Origin of the sequence: Xanthomonas sp. D-109 (assembly GCF_017746095.1) — a bacterium.
Lineage (GTDB): Bacteria > Pseudomonadota > Gammaproteobacteria > Xanthomonadales > Xanthomonadaceae > Xanthomonas_A > Xanthomonas_A sacchari.
In genome coordinates this window covers 130,935-155,281 of the sequence record NZ_JAGHWV010000014.1, presented here as the reverse complement: position 1 = coordinate 155,281, position 24,347 = coordinate 130,935, and the positions used below count along the sequence as shown (strand labels likewise).

Below are 24,347 nucleotides of genomic sequence, written 5' to 3'. Positions count from 1 at the left end.
GAGGGCGCGCGCGGCGCGTCATTGCGACTTGAGCTGCAGGGCGGTGGACACGCGCATCGCCTGCCAGGCCGGCAGCGCGCCGGCGAGCAGGCTGCTGCCCAGGCTCAGCGCCAGGGCGAGCAGCAACATGCGGCCGTCCAGGTGCGCCAGCGCGGCGTAGTCGGCCGGCTGCTGCCGCACCAGCCAGGTGCCGATCCAGGCCAGCAGCAGGCCGCCGGCGCCGCCGGCCAGCCCGATCGCCGCCGCTTCGATCAGGTGCTGGGCGAAGATCGTGCGCCGCGCGGCGCCGAGCGCGCGGCGCACGCCGATCTCGCCGCTGTGGCGCAGGAACTTGGCCAGCATCAGCCCGGCGGTGTTGAGCAGGCAGATGCCCAGGAACGCCAGCGCCAGCCCCACCTGCAGGCGCACGTCGGAGGGCACGGCGTGGTTGCGGTCCAGCCAGGTCATCACGTCGCTGAGGCGGATGTCCGGCTGGTGGCGGAAGCCGCCGGCGTCGCGCAGCTGGCGCACATAGGCTTGCAGCGCATCCAGATAGGCGATGCGCTTGGCGGGGGTGTCCAGTTCCACCCAGTACTGGATCCAGGCGCAGGGTGCGTTCGCGCTGGTCCTGTTGCCGGCATGGTCGCCCCAGCAGGACATCGAGCCGCTGACGTCCAGGTCCAGGTCGCGCGCGGTGGAGAACGGCACGAACACCTCTTCGCTGTCGCCATACTCGGTGTTGGTCAGGTCGTAGAAGCGCGGGTTCATGTCCCAGGCGTCGATCACCCCGACCACGCGCAGCACGGCATCGCCCAGCTGGAGCTGGCGGCCGACGCTGTTGGCGTCGCCGAACAGCTGGGCATTGAGTCGCCGCGAGATCACCGCGACACGTGCGCGCCGGGCATCGTCGTCTGCGGTCCAGGCGTGGCCATAGCGCATCGGCACCGCGAACATCGGGAAGAAATCGGCGCTGGTGTAGCGTGCCTCGGCGCCGAACGGCGACTGGTTCGCCTGCGCCGGCACCACGGTCACGCCGCCGGCGGACATCATCGCCTGGCGGTCGCCGCGCTTGTCGCGCAGCAACGCTTCGGCGTCGCGCCGGGTCAGTTGCTGCGGATCGGTGTCGTTCGGATCGTAGTGGTCGTCCGGCGCGATGTTGAACTCGACGTTGAACAACTGCGCGCTCTTGCCGGGAATGGGATCGGCCGCCAGCACGTGGAACACGGTCAGCGTGGTCATCGACGCGCCGATGCCGACCGCGATCGCCAGCACCATCAGGGCGGTCAGCAGGCGGTTGCGACCTAAGCTGTGCAGCGCCAGTTTGCAGTAGTAGCCGAACATCGGGCGTCCTGAAGAAAAAAGGCCGGCCGGAGCCGGCCAAGGGGATGGGTCAGGTGCTGCGGGTGGCCACGGCCGGCGGCACGTCGGCGGCGCGGCGCGCCGGCGCGAACACCGCCAGCTGGCCCAGTAGCCACAGCGCCACCGCGCCGATCGGCAGGTAGGCCAGCGGCAGCCGCGGCAGTTCGTACTTGCCCATCAGCCACTGGTTGATGGCGTAGGCCAGCAGCATGCCGAGCACGATGCCGGTGCTGGCCAGCAGGAAGTTCTCGGTCTGGAAGTAGCGCAGGATCTGCCCGCGGGTGGCGCCGAGCGCACGGCGGATGCCGATCTGCTTGGTGCGCTGCTGCACCCAGAAGCTGGCCAGGCCGACGATGCCCAGCGCGGTGACGATCAGCAACGCCACGCAGACCGCGCCGAGCAGCCACACCATCGCGCGGTCGCCCTGGAAGTAGGCGTCGCGGATCTCGCTGTAGGTCTGCTGCTTGAGTACCAGGCGGCTGCTGTCGACCTTCATCAGCGCCGCGGTGGCCGCGTTCAGCACTTCCTGGCGCCGCGCCGGGTCGGTAACCCGCAGCACGTACAGCCCGTCGGTGTAGTTCAGCCGAAACGGCAGCAGCATCGCGTAGTCGATCTCGGCCAGGCCGCTGGTGGCGGTGGGCCGCGCCAGGGTCTCGACGATGCCGACCACGCGGGCGCCCACCGGCCCGGTATACACGGTCTTGCCCAGCGCGTTCTGCCCCGGGAACATCTTCTCCGCGGTGGCGCGGTTGAGGATGATGGCGGTGCCCTTCTCCTGGATCCGCTTGTCGGTCTGCGCGGCTTCCAGATCCATGTACTCGTCGGGGGAGAAATCGCGCCCGGCCACCAGCTTCAGGCCCAGGGTCTTCAGCGTGCCTTCCTCGGCCATGTACTGCGCGGCATTGAGGGTGGGCCGCTCCTGGTCCGCGCTCAGCGACAGGCTGGTGTTCCAGGAGTAGTGCACGAACGGCACCTGGTTGAGCACGGTGGCGTTACGCACGCCGGGCACCGCGCGCAACGCGGCCAGGTCCTCGCGGGTGCGCGCGGCGGCGTTGACCTGCTGGCCTATGCCGCCCAGCGAGATCGTCACCAGTTCCGACTCGGCGATGCCGCTGGGCCGGTGCAGGGTCTCGATGCGGTTGCCGATCAGGAACAGCGCGTTGCAGACGATCGCGCAGGCCAGGGCGATCTCCAGCACGATCAGCGCGGCGGCGGTCTTGTGCCGGCGCAGGGTGGACAGGATGGGGCGGATATCCATGGCGATGACCTTGTGAGAATGCGTGGAAGGCGCAGGGCGCGCAGGATCAGGACTTGAGCTGCAGGGCGGGCGCGACCTGGATGGCGCGCCACGACGGCAACAGGCCGGCGAGCAGGCTGGCGCCCACCGCCATCGCGAAGGTCAGCGCCAGCATGCTCGGATCCAGGTGCGCCAGCTTGGCGTAGCTGGCCGGCTGCTGGCGCACGGCCCACAGGCCGAGCGTGGCCAGGCCGAGGCCGGCCACGCCGCCGGCCAGGCCGATGGCGCCGGCCTCCACCAGGCATTGCGCGAAGATCGCCCCACGCGAAGCGCCGAGCGCGCGGCGCACGCCGATCTCGCCGCTGCGGCGCAGGAACTTGGCCAGCAGCAGGCCGACGGTGTTGAGCAGGCACACCAGCAGGAAGCCCATCGCCAGCCATAGCTGCAGGCGCACGTCGCCGGGCACCACTTCGTTGTGGTCCAGCCACTGCATGACGTTGCGCAGGCGCACGTTGTTGGGGCGCTGGAAGCGCCCGGCGGCGCGCTGCTGGGCCGAATAGTTCTCCAGGTAGGCCTTGTAGTCGGCAGCCTGCGCCGGGTTCTCCAGTTCCACCCAGTACTGCACCCAGGTGCAGGGCGCATTGAGCGCGGTCTGGTCGCCGTTGCTGTCGCCGAAGCAGTTCATGCTGCCGTTGCGGTCCATCTTCAGGTCCATCGCTACCGAGAACGGCAGATAGGCCTGTTCGTCCGACCCATAGGTGTTGGTGACGTCGTAGAAGCGCGGCTTGACCTCCCAGGTGTCGAGCACGCCGACGATGCGGAAGGTGTTCTGGTCCATGCGCAGTTCGCGGCCGACGCTGTCGGCGCCGTCGAACAGCTTCTCGTTGAGCTTCCTGCTGATGACCACCACGCGGTCGTGGCGCTCGTCTTCGGTGCCGGTCCAGCCGTGGCCGTACTGGAACGGCGTGTCGAACATCGGGAAGAAGTCCGCCGACGTGAAGCGCACTTCCGACTTGAATGGCTTCAGGCCGCTCTTGGTCGGTTCGATCGCCACGCTGCCGCCGGTCATCAGCGCCTGGCGCTTGGCGCGCTTCTCGCGCAGCAGCGCCTCGGCATCGAAGCGCGTGTTCTGCGAATCCGGTTCCTCGCCCGGCTGGAAACCGGCCTTGGGCTGCGGATCGACCTGCACGTAGAACAGGCGATCGCTCTTCTGCGGAATCGGGTCGCCGGAGAGCACGTGGAACACGGTCAGCGTGGTCATGCTGGCGCCGATGCCCAAGGCGATGGCCAGCACCATCAGCGCGGTGAGGACGGTGTTGCGGCGGAAGCTGCGCAAGGCGAGGCGGACGTAGTAGCCGAACATGGGAGCTCCGGGGTCAGGCGCTGCGGGTGGCGGTGGCGGGCGGGACGGCGGCGGCGCGCAGGGCCGGGCCGAGGACGGCGAGCTGGCCGAGCAGCCACACCGCGACGATGCCGGTGAGCACGGTCGGCGAAGACAGTCGCTCCAGTTCGAAGCGCTGCATCAGCCACTGGTTCATGACGTAGGCGAGCACCGCGCCGAGCAGCGCGCCGCCGCCGACGATCAGCAGGTTCTCGGTCTGGAAGTAGCGCAGGATGTCGCCGCGGGTGGCGCCGAGCGCGCGGCGGATGCCGATCTGCCGGGTGCGCTGCTGCACCCAGAAACTGGCCAGCCCGCCGATGCCCAGCGCGGTGACGGTGAGCAGGATCAGGATGATCGCCAGCAGCATCCGCGCCACTGCGCTGTCGCTCTTGAAGTACTCGGCCCGCAGTTCCTGCATGGTGCTCACCCGCTGCTGCACGTAGGTCGGGTTGGCGCGCTGCATCGCCGCGGCCGCGCGCGGCAGCGCCTGCGCCAGCTGCCCCGGCGTGCTGCGGATCAAGTAGCCGCCGCCCCAGCCTTCGCTGCCGATGCGGATCTCGGTCAGCAGCGCATCGGCATCGTCGTCGTGGCCGGTGATCTCGCCGCGCACCGGCGCCATCACCCCGACGATGTCCAGGCGCACCGGCTGGTTGAAGGTGCTGGTGTAGAGCGTGCGCCCCAGCGGCGACGCGCCGGGGAACAGTTTGGCGGCCAGCGAGGGCGTGATCAGCGCCGGCAGGCGCCGCTCGATCTCCGGCGGCGCGCCGAACAGGTCCGAGGCGCCGGTGAGTTCCGCATCGCGCAGGTCGCGGCCGGCGACGATGCGGATGCCCAGCGTGCGGTTCAGGCCCTGGCTGCCGAGGAACAGGCGGGCACGGGCGACCGGTTGCGTGGCCTGCGGCTGCAGGAACAGTTGCGCCTGCGTCGGGCCCCACAGCGGCGGCGTGCCGAACGCCGCAGCCTCCACGCCGGGCACCGCCTGCAGCAGGTCCAGGCTGCGGCCGACGCTGCTGACGCTGCCCGGCTCGCCGACCACGCTGATGCTCTGGATCAGGCCGATATCCTGTTCCATCACCCCGGTCGGGGTCTGCACGCGCTGGTAGGTGCGGGCGATGATGAACACCAGGTTGCACAGCACCGCCAGGGTCAGGGCGATCTGCAGCGCCATCAGCACCACCGCGGCGCGATGGCTGCCCAGCGCCGACAGGATGGGGCGTACCGGAGGCAGCGGAGTCATAGCGATTTCACCTGCAGGGCGGGGGCGATGCGCGAGGCGCGCCAGGCCGGCCACAGGCCGGCGGCCAGCGCCGAGAGCGTGGCCACGGCCAGGGCGATGCCCAGGATCGCGGGATCGGCATGCGCCTGTTGCGCGTAGGCCACCGGTTGCTGGCGCACCAGCCACAGGCCGATCCAGGTCAGCGGAATGCCGAGCAGGCCGCCCAGGCAGCCGATCAGCGCCGATTCGGCCAGGCATTGCGCGAACACCGCGCGGCGGCTGGCGCCGAGCGCGCGGCGCACGCCGATCTCGCCGGCCTTGCGCATGAACTTGGCGACCAGCAGGCCGACCGCATTGAGCAGGCACACCAGCAGCACGCCGAAGGCGATCCAGGTCTGCATGCGCACCGTGGCCGGCACCACCCGCTTGTAGTCCAGCCAGTCGACCAGGCTACGCAGGCGGGTGTTGGGGGCGCGTTCGAAGCGGCCGAGCTGGCGCTGCTGCGCGCTGTAGGCTTCCAGCGCCGCGCGGTAGCGCCGCACCTGCTCGGGCGTGTCCAGCCGCACCCAGTACTGCACCCAGGTGCATTGCGCGGCCTTGGGGTCGTGCAGGCCGGCCTCGCCATCCTTGCCCCAGCACTGCATCGGCCCGTAGCCGTAGTCCTGCGGCAGGTCCAGCCAGGTCTCGAACGGCATGTACAGTTCCTCCGGCGGCGTGTACGCGCCGGAGTTGAGATCGTAGAAGCGCGGTTGCGCGTTCCAGGCGTCGATCACCCCGATCACCCGGAACGGGCGAGTGGCGATGGTCAGGGTCTTGCCGACGCTGTCCGCGCCACCGAACAGCGCGTCGTTGAGCTTGCGGCTCAGCACCACCACCGGCGCGCGCTGGCTGTCGTCGTGCCGGCTCCAGCCGCTGCCGTACACGAAGCGCATGCCGAACATGCCGAACAGGTCGGCCGTGGCGGCACGCGTGGTCAGCATGCGCAGCGGGCTGTCGGGCACGGTCTGGCGCACCGGCAGCCAGTTCGCGCTGGTCATGGTCTGCGCTGGCGCCGCCTGCGCCCGATACAGCGCGGTCGCGTCCTGCCAGGTCAGTTCGTCCGGCGGCTCGGGGTCGGCGCTGGGCAGGTTGCGCGGACGCGGATCCAGTTGCGGATGGAACAGCGTGGCGCTGCGCCCGGGCAGCGGGTCGCCGGAGAGCGTATGCAGCACGGTCAGCATGGTCATCGACGCGCCGATGCCCAGCGCCACCGCCAGCACCATCAGCGCGGTGAGGATGCGGTTGCGGCCGAAGCTGCGCAGCGCCAGGCGGAGGTAGTAGGCGAACATGCGGGCTCCGGGTCAGGCGCTGCGGGTGGCGGTGGCGGGGGCGACGGCGGCGGCGCGCAGGGCCGGGCCGAGCACGGCGAGCTGGCCCAACGCGCACAGCAGCAGCGCGCCGACCGGCAGGTAGCTGGCCGGCAGCCGTTCCAGTTCGAAGACGTGCATCAGCAGCACGTTGCCGCCGTAGGCCAGCAGCATGCCCAGCGCCACGCCGGCGCCAACGATGAGCAGGTTCTCGGTCTGGAAGTAGCGCAAAATGTCGCGGCGGGTCGCGCCGAGCGCGCGGCGGATGCCGATCTGCTTGGTGCGCTGCTGCACCCAGAAGCTGGCCAGGCCGACGATGCCCAGCGCGGTCACCAGCAGCATCGCGACGATGATTGCGACCAGCAGCCCGGTCATCGCGCGGTCGCTCTGGAAGTAGGTCTGGCGCAGCGCGTCCAGCGGTTGGCTGTTGGCGTTGTCCAGCACCGCCTCTGGCACCGCACGCGCCACCGCTGCGCGCGCCTGCGCCAACACCCGTGGCAGGTCGCGCGGATCGGCACGCAGCACGTAGGTGCCGGACTGCGCGGCTTCGCGCACCGGGAGCACCACCGACCAGTCGCTGCCGATCACGCCGTCCTCGCTGCGGCCGGGGTCGGGGCGCGCCAGATGCGCCAGCGTGCCGATCACGCGGAAATGGCCGCCGGCCCAGAACTCCTTCCCCAGCGGATCCTGGCCCGGCCACAGATGCGCGGCCAGCGCCCGTGTGATCCACACGCCGGCCGCGGTCGGGAGGCCGTTGACGAGCGGCTGGTAGTCCGCGTCGGCAAACGCGCGGCCGCTGTCCGGCTTCAGTTCCAGCGCGGCGACAGCGCCCGGGCTGAGCATGTAGAAGTGCGGCACGCCGCCGACCTGGGTGCAGTCCTGGTCCAGGCACAGCCCGTTGTTGAACGCCGGTGGCGCGAACGGAACCGTGTTGATGGCGCCGGCCGCGCGCACGCCGGGCGTGCGCCGCACCGCATCCAGCGCGCGCGCGTTGACATCGGCATCGTTGCAGCCGTCGCAGCCGGACAGCGTCACCAGGCCCAGCGCGGATTCGTCGATGCCGCTGCGCAGATGCACCAGGTCCAGGCGGTTGCCGATCAGGAAGAAGGCGTTGCACAGCACCGCACAGGCCAGCGCCACTTCCAGCGCGATCAGCGTGGCCGCAATGCGATGGCGCGACAGCGCGCTGAGGATGGGCGTGATCTGCATGGTCGCGGGCCCCGGTTACAGACTCTTGAGTTGCATGGCTGGCGCGATACGGCTGGCGCGCAGGGCGGGGAACAGGCCGGCCGCGAGGCTGCAGGCGATCGCCAGGGCGAAGGTGCCGGCGAACGTGGTCAGGTCCAGGTGTGCGAGGTCGGCGTAGGCGGTGGGCTGCTGGCGTACGCTCCACAGGCCGATCAGGGTCAGCAGCCAACCGCCGATGCCGCCGACCAGGCCGATCACGCTGGCCTCGGTCAGGCACTGCGCGAAGATCGCGCGGCGCGAGGCCCCCAGCGCGCGGCGCACGCCGATCTCGCCACCGCGGCGCAGGAACTTGGCCAGCAGCAGGCCGACGCTGTTGAACAGGCACAGGCCCAGGAACGCCAGCGCCAGCCAGCTCTGCAGGCGCACATCGCCCGGCACCACGCGGTTGTGGTCCAGCCATTGCGGCAGCGACAGCAGGCGTGCGGTGTCGGCACGGCCGATGCGCCCGGCGGCATGCTGCTGCGCGGCGTAGTCGGCCAGCAGCCGGCGGTAGTCGGCGATCTTCGCCGGCGTGTCCAGTTGCACCCACAACTGCAGCCACACGCACGGGGCGCTGCGCAGGTCCATGTTCGCGTCCGGCTTGCCGAAGCAGGTCCACGGCTGGACGTGGCCGTCGTTGACCTCCAGGCTGCTGGACAGCGGCATGAACACGTCCTGCGGCCGTCCGTAGAAGCTGCCGGTATCGCCATGGGCGAAGCTGCCGCCGGCCAAGGTGTAGAACAGCGGCGACGGCCGCCACGGCGCCAGCACGCCGACGATGCGCACCGCGGTGCCGCGCACCAGCAGGTTGCGTCCGACGCTGTTGCGTCCGCCGAACAGCTTGGCGTTGAGATCGGACGAGATCACTGCCACCCGCGCCCGGTCCTCGTCCTCGCGCGCGCGCCAGCCGCTGCCGTAGGCGAACGGCACCTGGAACATCGGGAAGAAATCGGCCTGGGTCATCAGCAACTGGGTCATGAAGGGCGGTGCGGCGCTGTCCGCCGCGTGCACCTTGATCTCGCTCTCGGCGACCATGGCCTGGCGATCGGCGCGCCCGCGCTTCCACAGGTCCATGGCCGAGGGGTAGTCGAGCTTGTCGTACGGCTTCTGGTTGGCGCCGTTGCTGGGGCGCGGATCCAGTTGCGCGAAGAAGATCTGCTGGCTGCGTCCCGGCAGAGGGTCGCCGGAGAGCAACCGCATCACCGTCAGCGTGGTCATCGCCGCGCCGATGCCCACGGCGATGGACAGCACCATCAGCGCGGTGAGCACCGGGCTGCGGCGCAGGCTGCGCCACGCTTGCTGGAAGTAGTAGCCGAGCATGTCGATCTCCGCGCCGTCGCCGTGCCGGTCAGCGCATGGCCGCGGCGTCGCTGCCGCCGTGCACCAGCACCGGGTCGCGCTGCAGGTCGGTGGCCTGGCCGTCGACGATGTGCACGTTGCGCTGCGCGCGCGCGGCCAGTTCCGGGTCGTGGGTGACCATGACGATGGTCGAGCCCTGCGCGTTGATCTCCTCCAGCAGTTCCATCACCCCGCGCGCCATCTGCGAGTCGAGGTTGCCGGTCGGTTCGTCGGCCAGCAGCAGGCGCGGGCTGCCGGCCAGGGCGCGGGCGATCGCCGCGCGCTGCTGCTGGCCGCCCGACAGTTCGGACGGATAGTGCTTCATGCGCGAGCCCAGCCCGACCCGGCTCAGCGCCTCCTCGATGCGCTGCTTGCGCTCGGCGGCGCCCATGCCGCGGTAGCGCAGCGGCACGTCGACGTTGTCGAACAGGTTGAGGTCGGGAATCAGGTTGAAGCCCTGGAAGATGAAGCCGATCTTCTGGTTGCGCATGCGCGAGCGCGCATCGTCGTTGAGGTTGCTGACGTCCTGGCCGTCGAGCAGGTACTGGCCGCTGGTGAAGGTCTCCAGCAGGCCGGCGATGTTGAGGAAGGTGGTCTTGCCCGAACCCGACGGCCCGGTGACGGCGACGAACTCGCCCTCGCGGACATGCAGGTCCAGCGAGCGCAACGCATGCGTCTCGACCTGTTCGGTGCGGAAGACCTTGGAGACGGAGCGCATTTCGAGCATGGCGTGAGTTCCTGTGGTGGTGGAGCGGGGATTGGGGATTGGAGATGTCGGGATTCGGAATCAGCAGCCGGGAAAGGAGAGCGGGAGGGGCTGACGAATCCCCACTCCCGACTCCCCAATCCCGGCCTTCAATGCACCGTGACCTGCGGGGCGTCGCCGAACAGATCGCTGCCGGAGACGACCACCCGGTCGCCCGGCTGCAGGCCCGAGCGCACTTCGACCTCGCCCAGGCTGGTGACGCCGAGTTCGACCGGGCGACGCACCGCCGAGTCGCCGTCCATGACGTAGGCGTAGCGGCCGCCGGACTGTTCGACGAACGGGCCGCGTTCGAGCTTGAGCACGTTCTTGCGGGTATCCAGCAGCACCCGCGCGCTCATGCGCTGGCTCTGGCGCAGGCCCGGCGGCTGCTTGTCGGTGAAGCGGATGCGCGCGTTGACCTCGCCGTTGACCACTTCCGGCGACACCGCCGAAATCGCCCCGGCGAACGGCTCGCCGGCACCGCTGGTCAACTGCGCCGGCATGCCGATCGCCAGGTCGCGGGCGAAGCTTTCCGGCACCTTGATCTCCAGTTCGAACTTGGACAGGTCGACCACGCTCAGCACCGGCGCGTTGGCGGCGACGTTGGTGTGCTGCGAGACCTGCACCTGGCCGACCTGGCCGTCGAACGGCGAGCGCAGGGTCAGCAGGTCGACCTGGCGCTTCACCTCGGCCACCACCGCACGCTGGCGCTCGGCGAGCAGGCGCTTGTTGCGCGCGTCCAGCGAGGCGCCCTGCGCCTGCAGGCCGGAATCCTTCTGCGCGTGGCTCATCGCGATGTCGGCCTTCTTCAGCGTGTCCTGGGCCTTGGCCAGTTCCACCTGCGGCACCGCGCCGCCTTCGTAGCCGCGCTGGTAGCGCTCCAGGTCGCGGCTGGCGGCCTGCCGTTCGATCTGCGCCTGGTCGATCAGCTTGCTGGCGTTGGCGCGGGCCAGGCTCGCGTCCAGGTCGGCGCGGCCGGCCTCCGCTTCCAGGCCGGCCAGGGTGGCCTCTTCCTGGGCCAGCTTGCTGCGCAGCTCCGGGCTGTCGATCTCGGCCAGCTCCTGGCCCTGCTTGACCACGTCGCCGGCGACCACCTTCAGGGTCACCGTGCCGCCGGAGATGGCGTACAGGGTGGGGCTGTTGGCGGCGATCAGGCGGCCGTCGGCGGAGATGTCGCGGACCAGGTCGCCGCGGGTCACCGTGGCGATGCGCACGCGCTGCGCGTCGAACGAGCGGCTGCCGGCGATCCAGCCGCGCGCGGCGAAGGCGATGCCCAGCAGCACCAGCGCGGCGATCGCCCCGGGCCACAGCCAGCGGCGCCAGGCGGCGGAGCGGGGGCGGGCGAGAACCTGGTCCTGGGCGGAGGTGTCACGGATCATCGGACGATCGCAGCGGTGAGGATGGGGACTCCATCGCACGATGCGTGCCAACTGCAAGTCGTTGAATTGTATGGGTGCGGCCGGCGCGGACAGGTGTCCGGGTGTCCGCGGACACGTTCGCGGACACTAGGACGTGTCATCAATCCCCGCGCAACCGTGGCCCTTCGGGTTGTGCCTGGCAGGCGCGGCATACCCGGGAATGGGTGACTCGCCTGGGTCCTGCAGAGGACAGCGGCGAGACATTCAGCGGACTTGGCTAGAATGGCGGACTTTTCGGGAAGGGCGTGGCTATGTGCGGTATCGTCGGTGCGATCGCGGATCGCGATGTGGTCCCGGTCCTGATCGAAGGGCTCAAGCGCCTGGAATACCGGGGCTACGACTCGGCCGGCATCGCCGCCATCGCCGACGGGCAGGTGCGCCGCGTGCGCCGCACCGGCCGCGTGGCCGAGACCGAAAGCGCCGCGCAGGCCGAGGGACTGCACGCGCCGCTGGGCATCGGCCACACCCGCTGGGCCACCCACGGCGGCGTCACCGAGGCCAATGCGCACCCGCACGTCAGCCACGGCGACCTGGCCCTGGTCCACAACGGCATCATCGAGAACCACGAACAGCAGCGCGAGCGCCTGACCGCGCTCGGCTACGTGTTCGAATCGCAGACCGATACCGAGGTCATCGCCCACCTGATCCACCACTACATCGACCAGGGCCGCGACCTGCTCGGCGCGCTGCAGGCGGCGGTAAAGGAACTGACCGGGGCCTATGCCGTGGCCGCGGTCAGCAAGTCGCGCCCGGACCTGCTGGTGTGCGCGCGCATGGGCTGCCCGCTGCTGATCGGCCTGGGCGAGGGCGAGAACTTCATCGCTTCCGACGTCTCGGCGGTGATCCAGGCCACGCGCCGGGTGATCTTCCTGGAAGAAGGTGATACCGCCGAACTGCGCCGCGACGGCGTGCAGGTGTACGACGCGCAGGACCAGCCGGTGCAGCGCGAGCCGCACGTCTCCGACGTGTCGCTGGCCTCGCTGGAACTGGGGCCGTACCGCCACTTCATGCAGAAGGAGATCCACGAGCAGCCGCGCGCGCTGGCCGACACCCTGGAGGCGCTGTTCGACGCCGGCGGCTTCGACACCGCGCTGTTCGGCAGCAAGGCCGAGGCGCTGCTGGCCGACGTGGACGCCGTGCAGATCCTGGCCTGCGGCACCAGCTACTACGCCGGCCTCACCGCGCGCTACTGGATCGAAGGCATCGCCGGGCTGCCGTGCAGCGTGGAGATCGCCAGCGAGTACCGCTACCGCGATGCCTGCGCCAACCCGCGGCAGTTGATCGTGACCATCTCACAGTCCGGCGAAACCCTGGACACGATGGAGGCGCTCAAGTACGCCAAGGCGCTGGGCCATGCCAAGACGCTGTCGATCTGCAACGTGCCCGAGAGCGCGATTCCGCGCGCCAGCGCGATGGTGCTGTATACCCGCGCCGGCGCCGAGGTCGGCGTGGCCTCGACCAAGGCCTTCACTACCCAGCTGGCGGCGCTGTTCCAGCTCACCTGCGTGCTGGCCAAGCGTCGCGGGCGGCTGAGCGCCGAGCAGGAGGCCGAGTACCTGGAGCAACTGCGCTACCTGCCCGGCAGCGTGCAGCACGTGCTCAACCTGGAACCGCAGATCGCGGTGTGGGCCGAGCGCTTCGCCGACAAGCACAACGCGCTGTTCCTGGGCCGTGGCCTGCATTACCCGATCGCCCTGGAAGGCGCGCTCAAGCTCAAGGAAATCACCTACATCCACGCCGAGGGCTACCCGGCCGGCGAACTCAAGCACGGCCCGCTGGCGCTGGTCGACGCCAACATGCCGGTGGTGGTGATCGCGCCCAACGACACCCTGCTGGAGAAGGTGAAGTCGAACATGCAGGAAGTGCGCGCGCGCGGCGGCGAACTCTTCGTGTTCGCCGACCAGGACAGCAACTTCAACGAATCCGAGGGCGTGCACGTGATCCGCACGCCGCGCCACGCCGGCGTGCTCAGCCCGGTGCTGCACACCGTGCCGGTGCAGTTGCTGGCCTACCACACCGCGCTGGCGCGCGGCACCGACGTGGACAAGCCGCGCAACCTGGCCAAGTCGGTGACGGTGGAGTAAGCGCGCTCAGTCGCGTTCGGTGCGCCAGCGATGCGCAGGCTGAGCGCCGTGGCGATGTCCGCCGCGGCGCCGGGCTGTCGCTGAGCGCTAGGCGCCGATGCCGTTGAAGAAATCGACCAGGCTCTGCGGCGCGGTGTCGTCGAAGAACAGGGCGAGGTTGCGCTGCGATTCGCGGGCGAACGGCGCGCTGCGCGCGAACAGCTCGGCTTCGTACATGGCCAGCGCGGCGTCGATCGCGCCAGGATGCGCGGCGATGGCCTTGCCCAGCTCGGCGCCATCGTGGAGCGCGAGATTGGCGCCTTCGCCGGCGAACGGCGACATCAGGTGCGCCGCATCGCCGAGCAGGGTCAAGCCGGGGACGCGCTCCCAGCGATGGTCGACCGGCAAGGCGTGGATCGGACGCAGCACCGGTGGTGTGTCGCTGGCGGTGATCAACGCGGTCAGCGCTTGCGCCCAGCCGGCGAACTCCGCGGCGATGCGCGCCATCGCGCTCGCCGGCACTGCAGCGTCGATGCCGTCGAACCATGCCTCCGGCCTGACCAGCGCCACATAGGCCTGCAACATGCCGTCGGCATGGCGGTGCGCGAGCACGCCCTTGCCCGGTGCGACCGCCATCAGCGTTCCGCCGCCGACCAGGTGCGCGCTGGCCGGATACCGGGTGTCGGCGTGCAACAGGCAGGTCTCGACGAAGGTGATGCCGCTGTAGGCGGGCACCGCAGCGGACAGCAAGGGCCGTACCTTCGACCAGGCGCCATCCGCACCCACCAGCAGGTCGGTGGTGACCGTGGCGCCATTGCCGAAGTGCAGCCGATGCCGCCCCTCGCCGAGCGGCGACACGCCGGCGAGCTTGTGGCCCCAGCGCACCGCGCCGGCCGGAAGCGCATCGAGCAGCAGGCGGCGCAACTGCCCGCGATCCACCTCCGGCCGACTGCCGGCGGCGATGTCCGGCCGCTCCACCAGTAGCGTCCCGTGCGCGCCGACCACGCGTTTCGCATCCGCGCCGGGCAACACCAGCGCGCGGAACTGCGCGTACAGCCCGGCGTCCTTGAGCGCCAGTTGCCCGTTGTATTCGTGGATGTCGAGCAGGCCGCCCTGCGGGCGCGCCTCGGCCGATGCCTCGGCTTCGTAGAGCGTTGCGGCGATGCCGTGGAGGTGCAGCACGCGGGCGAGCGCAAGCCCGCCCAGTCCGGCGCCGATGATCGCGATGGGAGTGTGCATCCGGGGACCTCGAAGGCGTGGCGCGCGCAGCGAAGCGCGCGGCGCATGGGTGATGGAACGTCGTTCCATCATATTGGAATGACGTTCCATTCGTGTCAAGATCGGCCATGGCCAAGCCACGCCCCAGCCCGTCCCGCCGCGATGCCGCGTTGTCGCGCGAGCAGATCGTCGACGCGGCGATCGCCCTGCTCGATCGCGACGGCGAAGCCGGCCTGACCTTCCGCGCGCTGTCCGAACGGCTCGCCACCGGACCGGGCGCCCTGTATGGCCATATCGCCGACAAGCGCGATCTGCTGACCGCCGCCTGCGACGCCGTCATCGCGCGCAGCCTGCCGCCGCCACCGGCAGGCGCCACGCCGCAGGCCGCCATCCGCGCGCTGGCCCTGGCCATGTTCGACGCGATCGATGCGCATCCGTGGATCGGGTCGGCGCTGTGGCAGGCGCCGGGACAGTTGCCGATCGTGCGCATCATCGAAGGCCTGGGCCAGCCGCTGCGCGCGCTCGGTGTGGCCGACGCCGCGCAATGGGCGGCGGTGTCCGCGCTGCTCAACTACATGCTCGGCGTGAGCGGACAGAACGCGGCCAACACGCAGTTGGCGCTGACCCAGGGGCTTGTCCGCAGCGAGGCCCTGGATGCGATGGCGGGCATGTGGTCGCGGCTCGATCCGGCCGCGTATCCGTTCGTGCGCAGCATGGCCACCGCGCTGCGCACGCACGACGACCGTCTGGATTTCGTCGCCGGGATCGACCTGATCCTCGCCGGCATCCTGGCGCAGGGCGCTGCGCCGGCGACCGGCGACGTCCGCAAGCGCCGCAGGTCCTGAACGATCCGGGCACCGAGCGCTGCGCGAGGTGGCACATGGCGCGCAGCTGCGAGCGCCGCATGACGCCGCTGGTCACGACGCGAACGCTGGCACTTGTGCGTGGACATTGCCAGCAGTGTGGCGCGGGTTATGCATAAGCTTCCTGCGAGGGTTCCCGCCACGCAGGAGGACGCATGTACGAGTCTTTCAGACAGGGGGCGCCGGCCGAGTTGTGGCAGGCGCTGGTGCACGAGGCCGGGCAGCGCCTGGGCCGGCCGCTTGACGAATCGCGCGAGCACTATCTGGTGTTCGTGCTGCTGCGCTACCAGCGCGACGCGCAGTTGCTGGCGCGCATCCAGGCGCTGGCGTGGCTGCATGCGCAGGAGCAGGTGGGGCGTGCACGTGCCGACGCCTTGCGTGAGGTCGGCGACGGCTGCCTGCTGATCGCCGGGCTGTTCCCCGGCGTGGCGGCGCGGCGCCGGGTCAGCGTGGACTACTTCATCGACTTGGGCCGCGGCGCCTACGCCGAAGTCGCCGAAACCCGCGACAGCGACGCCAGCCTGTTCGGGCAACTCGCACGCAGCTACCGGGAGCTGGTCCGCACGCTGGGCGCGCTGCGTCCGCCACGCCACGAAGTAGAGGCATTGCAGGCGGCGCTGCACGCGTGAACGGCGAAGAGGCACGTCCAGCGTTCGTCGCCGTCGGTGCCTGATGCGCTGTGCCGGGCTCCCGGTGCCGCATCTCGTAGGAGCGGCTTCAGCCGCGACGGGCATTCCCGGGAAAGCCCCTCGCGGCTGAAGCCGTTCCTACGGACGCACGGCCGTTTGCGGTGCCCGGGTGTGGAGAGAGCCGTGCGTGCGCCTGGCGCGCGACGCGCATCGCTCTGGCGGCGACGTCGCGTTTCGCTGCGGGGGCGCGTCCTTGCCGCCGGAGCGCGCACCCGCAGCTCGACACCAGAACCGTCAGAACCAGAACCGCAGGCCCGCGACCCAACGCGTCTCGCGCACCGCCTCGCCGTCGGCGCGGCGCAGCTCGGCGGTGTCGCCGAAGTGGCGGACGTGGTCCACGCCGATGTACGGCGCGAACCGCCGCGTGATCTCGTAACGCAGGCGCAGTCCGCCCTCCACGGTGGCCAGGCCGCTGCCGGTGCGGTGCGCCGGATCGTCGCGCACGGCCAGTTCCGCCTCCAGCCGTGGCTGCAGGATCAGCCGGTTGGTCAGCAGCACGTCGTATTCGCCTTCCAGGTGCAGGCTGGCATGGCCGCCTGCGCCGACGTACAGCATGGCCGAGACCTCGAACTTGTACGGCGCCATGCCCTGCACGCCGAACGCGGCCGAGGTCCGCGCGCTGCCCGGCGCGAACGCCTGCCTACCGCCGATCAGCACGTCCCACCACGGCGAGATCGCGCGCCCGTAGGCCAGTTCCAGCGAGGACGCCGTGGTGCGGCCGCCCTCGCGTTCGCCGTCGCTGCGCAGCCACAGCCGGTCGATGTCGCCGCCGTACCAGCCGCGCGCTTCCCAGGCCTGGCCGCTGCCGCGGGCGTTGTCCCAGCGCTCCAGGCGATCGACCAGCAGGTAGCCGGTGCGCGCCGCGCCGTGCGCCATGCCGTGGTCGCGCAGCACCGGGAACGCCGCCGCCTGGTCGGCGGCGGTGATCGGCGGGATCGGCTCGCGCGGCAGCGACGTGTCGGCGCTCGCGGGACAGTGGCACGCTGTCGCTGTCGCTGTCGCTGTCGCTGTCGCTGTCGGTCCGGGCGCCGACGGCGTCGCATGGTCCATGCGGTCGTGATGCATGCCGTCGCGTGCGGAGTGCGCGTGTTCGCCATGCTCGACCTGCGACGCCGGCGCGGCCGCCTGGTCCATCGTGGCGTGGTCCATGTGCTCGTGCGACATGGCGTCGGCGTGCTCTGCCGTGGTCTGCGTGGCAGGCGCGGCGTGCATGGCTGGCGCGTGCGCGGCATGCCCCATTGCGGTGTGGTCCACAGCACCGTGTATTGCCGCGTCGGGCTGCGGTGCCGTTGTCGCGTCCGCGATGGGCATGCTGGCAGCGGACGCCGGGCAGGCGCAGGGCGCGGCAGGGAGATCGGCGTCGCTGTCGGCCGCGTGGACATGCTGTGCCTGCGCCACGGCGTGCGCCAACAGCAGTGCCATGCCGGTGGCCTGGGCGAGCGGAGCGAGAGGGAAGCGGCTCATGCGTCCACCCGCACTTCGCGCATCATGCCGCCGTCCATGTGGTACAGCAGGTGGCAGTGGTAGGCCCAGCGGCCCAGCGCATCGGCGCGCACGCGGTAGCTGCGGCGCGTGCCCGGCGGCATGTCCACGGTGTGCTTGCGCACCTGGAAGCGGCCGGCGGCGTCCTCGACGTCGCTCCACATGCCGTGCAGGTGGATCGGGTGCTGCATCATCGTGTCGTTGACCAGCACGATGCGCAGGCGCTCGCCGTAGTTCAGCCGCAGCGGCTCGGCGCTGGCGAAGGGAATGCCGTCGAACGACCAGGCGAACTTCTCCATGTTGCCGGTCAGGTGCAACTGGATCTCGCGTCCCGGCTCGCGTCCGTCCGGGTCCTCGAACAGGCTGTGCAGGTCGGCATAGCTCAGCACGCGGCGGCCGTTGTCGCGCAGGCCGATGCCAGGGTCGTCCAGCCGCGGCGCAGTGGCGGAGGACTGCATGTCCACCAGCGGATTGCCGCGTTCGCTGCGCGGATGCGCAGGTGCGGCGGCAGCCGCGTGCGCGGCGTGGTCCATGCCCGGCATGCCGGCCATGTGCATGCTCGCGCCGCAGCCGCCTTCCATGCCCTGCATGGCCGTGCCGGCGCCGTGGTCCATGCCGGCGTGCCCGGCCATCGCATGGCCCATGTCCTGCATGCGCAGCAACGGACGCGGATCGTTCGCGGGCACCGGCGCCTGCAGGCCCTCGCGCACGGCCAGGGTGCCGCGCGCGTGGCCGGTGCGGCCCATGTCCTGGGCGAACACCGTGTAGGCGTCCTGGCCGCTGGGCTCGACCAGCACGTCAAAGGTCTCGGCCGCGGCGATGCGGAACTCGTCCACGCTCACCGGATGCACGTACTGGCCGTCGGCGGCGACCACGGTCATCTTCAGCCCGGGGATGCGCACGTCGAAGTAGCTCATGCTGGAGGCGTTGATGAAGCGCAGCAGCACCTTCTCGCCGGGGCGGAACAGCCCGGTCCAGTTGCCGCCCGGGGTCATGCCGTTGAGCAGGTAGGTGTAGGTGTTGCCGTTGACGTCGGACAGGTCGCTCGGCGTCATGCGCATGCGCCCCCACATGCCGCGGTCGGCGAGGGTGGCGCGCAGCCCGTCCTCGCGCGCGTCGCGCAGGAAATCGCCGACAGTGCGCTGGTACAGGTTGTCGTAGGACGGCATCTGCTTCAGCCGCCGGAACAGCGCCGCCGGGTCCAGGTCGGTCCAGTCCGACAGCAACAGCACGTGTTCGCGGTCGTAGCGGTACGGCGGCGGCTCGCGCGGGTCGATGACGATGGCGCCGTACAGCCCGGCCTGCTCCTGGTGCAGCGAATGGCTGTGGTACCAGTAGGTGCCGGACTGGCGCAGGGCGAAGCGGTACTGGTAGGTCTCGCCCGGGTAGATGCCGTCGAAGCTCATGCCCGGCACGCCGTCCATGTTGGCCGGCAGCAGCAGGCCGTGCCAGTGCACCGAGGTCTGGGTGTGGCCGGGCAGGCGGTTGGCCACGCGGATGGTCACGGTGTCGCCTTCGCGCCAGCGCAGCAGCGGTGCCGGCACGCTGCCGTTGACCGCGATGGCGGGACGCTCGCGCCCGGTGAAGTTGACCCGCGTGCTGCCGATGCTCAGGTCCAGGTCGGTGCCGTGCAGCACGTAGGGCGCGGCGCCGTTGCGCGCCAGTGTGCTGGCCTGGGCGTGGCGCAGCGGCAGCCCGGTGAGGCCGGCGGCGGCGCCCAGCGCCAGCCCGGTGACGAAGCGGCGCCGCGACGGCAGCGCCGGCAGGCCGGAAGAAGATGGGTTCATGTGCGATGTCCGTAAGCGGATGCGATGCGCCGCACAGCGCCGACGGAGCGCTGCAGGCACGGACGCGGCAGCGCCTGTGCGCTGCCGCCGGGAGACCGCCCAGCAGGCGGCCGCGCGCGCTCAGGCGCTGGGAGGGCGCTCCAGCCGCGGCAGGCCGGGCGCGCCGTGCGCGGCCTGGGGAACGGCGGCAATCAGGGTGCGGGGCAAGCGTGGCAGCGCCAGCGGCATCGCCAGCAAGGCCGGCAGCGGTTGCGCGTGCGGGCATTGGCAGCCGGCCATGCCGCCGCAGTTGCCGTGCTTGCCGGCATGGTCGTGGCAGTGCTCGCCGTGATCGGCCGGCGGCGGTGGCGGTGCGTCGTGGCAGGGCATCGCCGCATGCGCCGGCACCACGCTGGCGACGGTGGCAGCCGCTTCGTGCGCCGCGCTGCCGTGCGCCGGCATGCCGGGCATCGCCATGGCGGCCGCGGTGCCTTTGAGCAGCAGGCTCAGGCACAGCAGCAGGCGCAGCAGGACGGCGAAGGTCGGCACAGGCGGCAGGGTGGTAGCGGGAACGGAAGAGGATACCGAAGCCGGCGTGCGCAGCAAGCGACCGCCATGCGGCAAGGCTTGACTCTGGACCCGAGTCCAGGGAGTAGGGTGTGCGCATGCGATCCGACCCCGCCACCGCCCGCTTCACCATCGGCGCGCTCGCCCGCCAGGCCGACGTCGCCATCGACACCGTGCGCTACTACGAGCGCCAGGGCCTGCTGCCGCCCGCCCCACGCCGCGCCTCGGGCTACCGCGAGTACGACGCCGCGGCGGTGCAGCGGGTGCGCTTCATCCGCCGCGCCAAGGAGCTGGGCTTTTCGCTGGAGGAGATCGGCGAGTTGCTGGCGTTGCAGGACGATCGCGTACACGGCGTGGAGGGCATCAAGCAGCGCGCCAGCGCACGCCTGCAGGCGCTGGATCGGCGTATCGCCGAGCTGACCGAGATGCGCGAGACCCTGGCGGCCCTGGTCGAGGATTGTCCCGGCCACGGCGCGCCGGACGCCTGCCCGATCCTGGGCGACATCCGCGGCGATGCCGCTGGCGAGCCGTCGCGATGAGCGCAGACCGGGCCACCACGTCGCTGACGCTGCCGGTGCAAGGCATGACCTGCGCCGCCTGCGCGGCGGGCGTGGAAAAAGCGCTCACGCGTCTGCCCGGCGTGGCGGCGCAGGCCAGCTACGCCGGCGCGCGCGTGCAGGTGGACTACGACCCGCAGCAGGTGGACCTGCCGACGCTGCTGCAGCGCATCCAGCACGCCGGCTACCGCGTGCCGACCCAGACCGTGACCCTGGAACTCAGCGGCCTGCACTGCGCGTCCTGCGTGGCGTCGATCGATGCGGTGCTGGCGAAGACCCCCGGCGTGCTCGCCGGCCACGCCAACCTGGTCTCGGCCAAGGCGCGGGTGGAGATCGTGCCTGGTGCGGTTGCGCCGGCGGAGCTGGTCGCACGGATCGAACGCGCCGGGTTCGGCGCGCGCGTCGCCCAGGCCATGGACCCGGCGCAGCTGGCCGAGCGCGAGCGCAGCGAGCGGCGCGCCTGGCGCCGCGAGCTGGGCCTGTTCGCCGCGGCGGTGCTGCTGACGCTGCCGTTCTGGGGGCAGATGCTCGGCATGCTGGATGGCGACGCCCTGCGCGGCGCGCATGCCGAGCCGCTGCCGCGCTGGCTGCAGTTGCTGCTGGCCACGCCGGTGCAGTGCTGGATCGGCGCCCGCTTCTACCGCGCCGGCTACCGCGCGCTGCGCAACGGCAGCGCCAACATGGATGTGCTGGTCGCGCTGGGCACCGGCATGGCCTATCTGTACAGCGCCGTGGTCACCGTGGCCGGCCTGCACGGCCAGCACGTGTACTTCGAGGCCAGCACCAGCGTCATCACCCTGGTGCTGCTCGGGCGTTTACTGGAGGCACGCGCCAAGCGCCGTACCACCGCGGCGGTGCGCGCGCTGCTCGACCTGGCGCCGACCACCGCGCGGGTCGAGCGCGACGGCGCCATCGTGGAGGTGGATGCGGCGGAACTGGCGGTCGGCGACGTGTTCGTGGTCGCCGCCGGCGAGCGCGTGCCGGTGGACGGCGAGGTGCTCGACGGCCACTCCAGCGTGGACGAGGCCATGCTCTCCGGCGAGGCCATGCCGGTGGCCAAGGCGCCGGGCAGCCGCCTGCATGCGGCCACGGTCAATCAGCTGGGCCTGCTGCGCGCACGCGCCACCGGGGTCGGCGCGGACACCCTGCTGGCGCAGATCGTGCGCATGGTCGATGCCGCGCAAGGCTCGCGCGCGCCGATCCAGCGCCTGGTCGACCGCATCGCCGCGGTGTTCGTGCCGGCGGTGCTGGGCATCGCCGCGCTCACCCTGGGCGCGACCTGGGCGCTGGGCGGCAGCTTCGCCGAGGCGCTGGTGCACGCGGTGGCGGTGCTGGTGATCGCCTGCCCGTGCGCGCTGGGCCTGGCCACGCCGACCGCGATCATGGTCGGCACCGGCGTCGGCGCGCGCGCCGGCATCCTGATCCGCGACGCCGAGGTGCTGGAACGCGCTCGTGCGCTGACCGCGCTGGTGGTCGACAAGACCGGCACCCTGACCCTGGGCCAGCCGCAGGTGACTGCGGTGCTGGTCGCCGACGCGGCCGAGACCGCGCCGCTGTTGCGCCTGGCCGCGGCGCTGGAGACCGGGTCGGCGCATCCGCTGGCGCGCGCCATCGTGCAGCGCGCCGCCGAGTTGGGCGTGCGCGCGGCCGTGCCGGCACCGTCGGCCGAGGCAGTGCAGACGCTGCCGGGGCAGGGCGTGCGCGGCCGCGTGGACGGGCGCGAGGTGGCGCTGGGCGCGCTGGCGTGGCTCGACGGCCTGGTCGCCGCGCCGGCCGACCCGGCGCTGCGCCGCCAGGCCGAGGCGGCACAGGCGCAGGGCCACAGCGTGGTCGGGGTGGCGGTGGACGGCACGGTGACCGGCTACATCGCCATCGCCGATCCGCTGCGCGAGGATGCCGCCGAGGCGGTGGCGTTACTGCAGGCGCGCGGCATCGCGGTGACCATGCTCAGCGGCGATAACCGCCACGCGGCGCAGGCGGTGGCCGTGCGGCTCGGCATCCAGCAGGTGCAGGCCGAGGTGCTGCCGCAGGACAAGGCCGCGCACGTGCGCCGGCTGCAGGCCGTGCCGGGCGCACACGTGGGCATGGTCGGCGACGGCATCAACGATGCCCCGGCGCTGGCCGCAGCCGATGTCAGTTTCGCCATCGGCAGCGGCTCGGACATCGCCATCGAGGCGGCCGACGTGGTGCTGATGCACGGCGACCTGGCCGGCGTCGCCGCCGCCATCGACCTGTCCGCGGCGACGGTGCGCAAGATCCGCCAGAACCTGTTCTTCGCCTTCGTCTTCAACGGCCTGGGCATCCCGCTGGCCGCGTTCGGTCTGCTCAACCCGGTGATCGCCGGCGCGGCGATGGCACTGAGTTCGGTCTCGGTGCTGGGCAACGCGCTGCTGCTGAATCGCTGGCGTCCGCAATGAGCGCGGATTCGATTTCCTGACCCTGGAGCCTGACATGCACCATCTCGATCTTCTGGTTCACGGCATGAGCTGCGGCGGCTGCAGCGCACGGCTGCAGCGGGTGCTCGACGCCTGCCCGGGCGTGGCCGCCAGCACGGTGCTGCTGGAAGGCGGGCGCGTCGGCATCGACTACGACCCCGCGCGCATCGACGTGGCCGCGCTGGAGCAGGCGATCGCCGACGCCGGCTTCAGCGTGGTCGCCGGCTGAGCGCCGCCCCGGCGCCGCGTCCTCCCGGGTGAACGCCGGCGTGGCGGCCGCTGCCGCGCATGGTCCGGGCGCGCGGCCGGGCGTGTATCGTGGGCGCGGTTTCTCCGCTCCCGCATCGTCATGACCCATCGCGCTTGGGTGGCCGCCGCCATCCAGAAGATCGAAGCCGACTTCAACCGCTCGGCCGATACCCACCTGATCCCGCTGGACCTGCCCGGTTTCCCCGGCATCGACCTGTACTTCAAGGACGAGTCCAGCCATCCCACCGGCAGCCTCAAGCACCGCCTGGCGCGCTCGCTGTTCCTGTACGCGCTGGCCAACGGCTGGCTGCGCGAGGGGCGCCCGGTGATCGAGGCCTCCAGCGGCTCCACCGCGGTGTCCGAGGCGTATTTCGCGCGCCTGCTGGGGCTGCCGTTCATCGCGGTGATCCCGGCTACCACCTCGCCGGAGAAGATCGCCGCGATCGAGTTCCAGGGCGGGCGCTGCCACCTGGTCGGGCGCGCCTGCGACCTGCACGCCGATTCGGTGCAGTTGGCGCGCGAGACCGGCGGCCACTTCATGGACCAGTTCCTGTACGCCGAGCGCGCCACCGACTGGCGCGCCAACAACAACATCGCCGAGTCGATCTTCCGGCAGATGCAGGAGGAGCCGCATCCGATCCCGGCGTGGATCGTGTGCAGCCCCGGCACCGGCGGCACCGCGGCCACGCTCGGCCGCTACGTGCGCTACCGGCGCCATCCCACCCGCATCCTGTGCGCCGATCCGGAAGTGTCGCTGTTCTTCGACGGCTACCGCGAGGCGCTGGCCGGGCGCGACTATGCCGGCCTGGAAAGCACCGGCGGCTCGCGCATCGAAGGCATCGGCCGGCCGCGGGTGGAGCCGAGTTTCATCCCCAGCTGTGTCGATGCGATGGTCAAGGTGCCCGACGCGCTGAGCCTGGCGGCGATGCGCTACGTCAGCGCGCGCCTGGGCCGGCGCGTGGGCGGCTCCACCGGCACCAACTTCGTCGGTGTGCTGCAGGCGGCCACGCGCATGCGCGAGCAGGGCCGCAGCGGCGCCATCGTCACCATCCTGTGCGACAGCGGCGAGCGCTACGTGCACAGCTACTACCGGCCGCAGTGGTACGCCGAGCAGGGCATCGACGTGGAGCAGGCCGATGCGCAGCTGGCCGCGGCGGTGGCCGGTGCCGGCCTGCCGCCGCTGCCTTGTGCCGCGCTGGACTGACCGCCATC

At 71.3% G+C, this 24,347-nt stretch carries 20 protein-coding genes; 7 read left to right on the top strand and 13 right to left on the bottom strand.

Annotated elements, in window-relative coordinates; translation table 11 throughout:
* Window positions 1-18 precede the first annotated feature (18 nt).
* From J7357_RS15045 to J7357_RS15005, 9 genes are all read right to left on the bottom strand, one after another.
* On the bottom strand, window positions 19-1,320 hold the full coding sequence (locus J7357_RS15045; RefSeq protein WP_209247665.1) for an ABC transporter permease: 1,302 nt from the start codon (window positions 1,318-1,320) through the stop codon (window positions 19-21).
* Between the two features lie 49 nt (window positions 1,321-1,369).
* Window positions 1,370-2,596, bottom strand: a complete 1,227-nt coding sequence (locus J7357_RS15040; RefSeq protein WP_209247663.1) for an FtsX-like permease family protein — start codon at window positions 2,594-2,596, stop codon at window positions 1,370-1,372.
* 46 nt (window positions 2,597-2,642) lie between these two features.
* Window positions 2,643-3,938 (bottom strand): ABC transporter permease, encoded by a 1,296-nt coding sequence (locus tag J7357_RS15035; protein WP_209247661.1) that lies wholly within the window; start codon window positions 3,936-3,938, stop codon window positions 2,643-2,645.
* Window positions 3,939-3,951: 13 nt separating this feature from the next.
* Window positions 3,952-5,193 (bottom strand): FtsX-like permease family protein, encoded by a 1,242-nt coding sequence (locus tag J7357_RS15030; RefSeq protein ID WP_209247659.1) that lies wholly within the window; start codon window positions 5,191-5,193, stop codon window positions 3,952-3,954.
* The gene (locus J7357_RS15025; RefSeq protein WP_209247657.1) at window positions 5,190-6,500 is read right to left on the bottom strand and encodes an ABC transporter permease; all 1,311 of its coding nucleotides are present in this window, start codon (window positions 6,498-6,500) and stop codon (window positions 5,190-5,192) included. The genes J7357_RS15030 and J7357_RS15025 overlap by 4 nt, the downstream gene beginning before the upstream one ends.
* A 12-nt stretch (window positions 6,501-6,512) precedes the next feature.
* Complete coding sequence (locus J7357_RS15020; protein ID WP_209247655.1) at window positions 6,513-7,727, bottom strand: FtsX-like permease family protein; 1,215 nt, start codon at window positions 7,725-7,727, stop codon at window positions 6,513-6,515.
* Between the two features lie 15 nt (window positions 7,728-7,742).
* Window positions 7,743-9,065 (bottom strand): ABC transporter permease, encoded by a 1,323-nt coding sequence (locus J7357_RS15015; protein ID WP_209247652.1) that lies wholly within the window; start codon window positions 9,063-9,065, stop codon window positions 7,743-7,745.
* 28 nt (window positions 9,066-9,093) lie between these two features.
* Entirely contained in the window at window positions 9,094-9,810 is a 717-nt protein-coding gene (locus J7357_RS15010; protein ID WP_209247650.1) for an ABC transporter ATP-binding protein, read from the bottom strand.
* Window positions 9,811-9,938: 128 nt separating this feature from the next.
* Window positions 9,939-11,207 carry an efflux RND transporter periplasmic adaptor subunit gene (locus J7357_RS15005; RefSeq protein WP_209247648.1) on the bottom strand — a complete coding sequence of 423 codons (1,269 nt, stop codon included), beginning with the start codon at window positions 11,205-11,207 and terminating at the stop codon, window positions 9,939-9,941.
* Between the two features lie 290 nt (window positions 11,208-11,497).
* Here J7357_RS15005 and glmS point away from each other — a divergent pair, with 290 nt between their 5' ends.
* On the top strand, window positions 11,498-13,330 hold the full coding sequence (gene glmS / locus J7357_RS15000) for a glutamine--fructose-6-phosphate transaminase (isomerizing) (protein WP_209247955.1): 1,833 nt from the start codon (window positions 11,498-11,500) through the stop codon (window positions 13,328-13,330).
* 87 nt (window positions 13,331-13,417) lie between these two features.
* On the opposite strand, the gene J7357_RS14995 is transcribed toward glmS, so the two are convergent.
* Window positions 13,418-14,548: an NAD(P)/FAD-dependent oxidoreductase gene (locus J7357_RS14995; RefSeq protein WP_209247646.1), complete on the bottom strand. Its 1,131-nt coding sequence runs from the start codon at window positions 14,546-14,548 to the stop codon at window positions 13,418-13,420.
* Window positions 14,549-14,655: 107 nt separating this feature from the next.
* On the opposite strand from J7357_RS14995, the gene J7357_RS14990 reads away from it, so the two are divergent.
* Together J7357_RS14990 and J7357_RS14985 are read left to right on the top strand one after the other, a co-directional pair.
* Window positions 14,656-15,372: a TetR family transcriptional regulator gene (locus J7357_RS14990; RefSeq protein ID WP_209247644.1), complete on the top strand. Its 717-nt coding sequence runs from the start codon at window positions 14,656-14,658 to the stop codon at window positions 15,370-15,372.
* A gap of 173 nt (window positions 15,373-15,545) precedes the next feature.
* A complete protein-coding gene (locus tag J7357_RS14985; RefSeq protein ID WP_209032510.1) occupies window positions 15,546-16,019 on the top strand; it encodes a hypothetical protein in 474 nt (157 codons plus the stop codon).
* 294 nt (window positions 16,020-16,313) lie between these two features.
* Here the strand turns inward: J7357_RS14985 and J7357_RS14980 are convergent, their stop codons facing one another.
* The 3 genes from J7357_RS14980 to J7357_RS14970 form a co-directional block, all read right to left on the bottom strand.
* Window positions 16,314-17,291: a copper resistance protein B gene (locus J7357_RS14980; RefSeq protein WP_244667554.1), complete on the bottom strand. Its 978-nt coding sequence runs from the start codon at window positions 17,289-17,291 to the stop codon at window positions 16,314-16,316.
* A gap of 248 nt (window positions 17,292-17,539) precedes the next feature.
* Window positions 17,540-19,348, bottom strand: a complete 1,809-nt coding sequence (locus J7357_RS14975; RefSeq protein WP_209247640.1) for a copper resistance system multicopper oxidase — start codon at window positions 19,346-19,348, stop codon at window positions 17,540-17,542.
* A 120-nt stretch (window positions 19,349-19,468) separates the two neighbouring features.
* On the bottom strand, window positions 19,469-19,876 hold the full coding sequence (locus J7357_RS14970) for a CopL family metal-binding regulatory protein (RefSeq protein WP_209247638.1): 408 nt from the start codon (window positions 19,874-19,876) through the stop codon (window positions 19,469-19,471).
* A gap of 116 nt (window positions 19,877-19,992) precedes the next feature.
* Between J7357_RS14970 and J7357_RS14965 the strand changes: the two genes are divergently transcribed.
* From J7357_RS14965 to J7357_RS14950, 4 genes are all read left to right on the top strand, one after another.
* Entirely contained in the window at window positions 19,993-20,433 is a 441-nt protein-coding gene (locus tag J7357_RS14965) for a heavy metal-responsive transcriptional regulator (protein WP_209247636.1), read from the top strand.
* A complete protein-coding gene (locus J7357_RS14960) occupies window positions 20,430-22,868 on the top strand; it encodes a heavy metal translocating P-type ATPase (protein ID WP_209247634.1) in 2,439 nt (812 codons plus the stop codon). Before J7357_RS14965 ends, J7357_RS14960 begins: the two co-directional genes overlap by 4 nt.
* Before the next feature lie 34 nt (window positions 22,869-22,902).
* Window positions 22,903-23,115, top strand: coding sequence for a heavy-metal-associated domain-containing protein (locus tag J7357_RS14955; protein WP_209247632.1), 213 nt, complete (start codon window positions 22,903-22,905; stop codon window positions 23,113-23,115).
* Between the two features lie 120 nt (window positions 23,116-23,235).
* The gene (locus tag J7357_RS14950; RefSeq protein WP_010343816.1) at window positions 23,236-24,339 is read left to right on the top strand and encodes a PLP-dependent cysteine synthase family protein; all 1,104 of its coding nucleotides are present in this window, start codon (window positions 23,236-23,238) and stop codon (window positions 24,337-24,339) included.
* The last annotated feature ends 8 nt before the right edge of the window (window positions 24,340-24,347 follow it).

Bases quoted from the DNA above. Each gene is read 5' to 3' on its own strand.
- J7357_RS14995 (WP_209247646.1), bottom strand. From the start codon at position 14,548: ATGCACACTCCCATCGCGATCATCGGCGCCGGACTGGGCGGGCTTGCG.
- J7357_RS14990 (WP_209247644.1), top strand. From the start codon at position 14,656: ATGGCCAAGCCACGCCCCAGCCCGTCCCGCCGCGATGCCGCGTTGTCG.
- J7357_RS14955 (WP_209247632.1), top strand. From the start codon at position 22,903: ATGCACCATCTCGATCTTCTGGTTCACGGCATGAGCTGCGGCGGCTGC.
- J7357_RS14975 (WP_209247640.1), bottom strand. From the start codon at position 19,348: ATGAACCCATCTTCTTCCGGCCTGCCGGCGCTGCCGTCGCGGCGCCGC.
- J7357_RS15010 (WP_209247650.1), bottom strand. From the start codon at position 9,810: ATGCTCGAAATGCGCTCCGTCTCCAAGGTCTTCCGCACCGAACAGGTC.
- J7357_RS15005 (WP_209247648.1), bottom strand. From the start codon at position 11,207: ATGATCCGTGACACCTCCGCCCAGGACCAGGTTCTCGCCCGCCCCCGC.
- J7357_RS15020 (WP_209247655.1), bottom strand. From the start codon at position 7,727: ATGCAGATCACGCCCATCCTCAGCGCGCTGTCGCGCCATCGCATTGCG.
- J7357_RS15035 (WP_209247661.1), bottom strand. From the start codon at position 3,938: ATGTTCGGCTACTACGTCCGCCTCGCCTTGCGCAGCTTCCGCCGCAAC.
- J7357_RS14960 (WP_209247634.1), top strand. From the start codon at position 20,430: ATGAGCGCAGACCGGGCCACCACGTCGCTGACGCTGCCGGTGCAAGGC.
- J7357_RS14980 (WP_244667554.1), bottom strand. From the start codon at position 17,291: ATGCACGCCGCGCCTGCCACGCAGACCACGGCAGAGCACGCCGACGCC.
- J7357_RS15015 (WP_209247652.1), bottom strand. From the start codon at position 9,065: ATGCTCGGCTACTACTTCCAGCAAGCGTGGCGCAGCCTGCGCCGCAGC.
- J7357_RS14965 (WP_209247636.1), top strand. From the start codon at position 19,993: ATGCGATCCGACCCCGCCACCGCCCGCTTCACCATCGGCGCGCTCGCC.
- J7357_RS14985 (WP_209032510.1), top strand. From the start codon at position 15,546: ATGTACGAGTCTTTCAGACAGGGGGCGCCGGCCGAGTTGTGGCAGGCG.
- J7357_RS15030 (WP_209247659.1), bottom strand. From the start codon at position 5,193: ATGACTCCGCTGCCTCCGGTACGCCCCATCCTGTCGGCGCTGGGCAGC.
- J7357_RS15045 (WP_209247665.1), bottom strand. From the start codon at position 1,320: ATGTTCGGCTACTACTGCAAACTGGCGCTGCACAGCTTAGGTCGCAAC.
- glmS (WP_209247955.1), top strand. From the start codon at position 11,498: ATGTGCGGTATCGTCGGTGCGATCGCGGATCGCGATGTGGTCCCGGTC.
- J7357_RS14950 (WP_010343816.1), top strand. From the start codon at position 23,236: ATGACCCATCGCGCTTGGGTGGCCGCCGCCATCCAGAAGATCGAAGCC.
- J7357_RS15040 (WP_209247663.1), bottom strand. From the start codon at position 2,596: ATGGATATCCGCCCCATCCTGTCCACCCTGCGCCGGCACAAGACCGCC.
- J7357_RS15025 (WP_209247657.1), bottom strand. From the start codon at position 6,500: ATGTTCGCCTACTACCTCCGCCTGGCGCTGCGCAGCTTCGGCCGCAAC.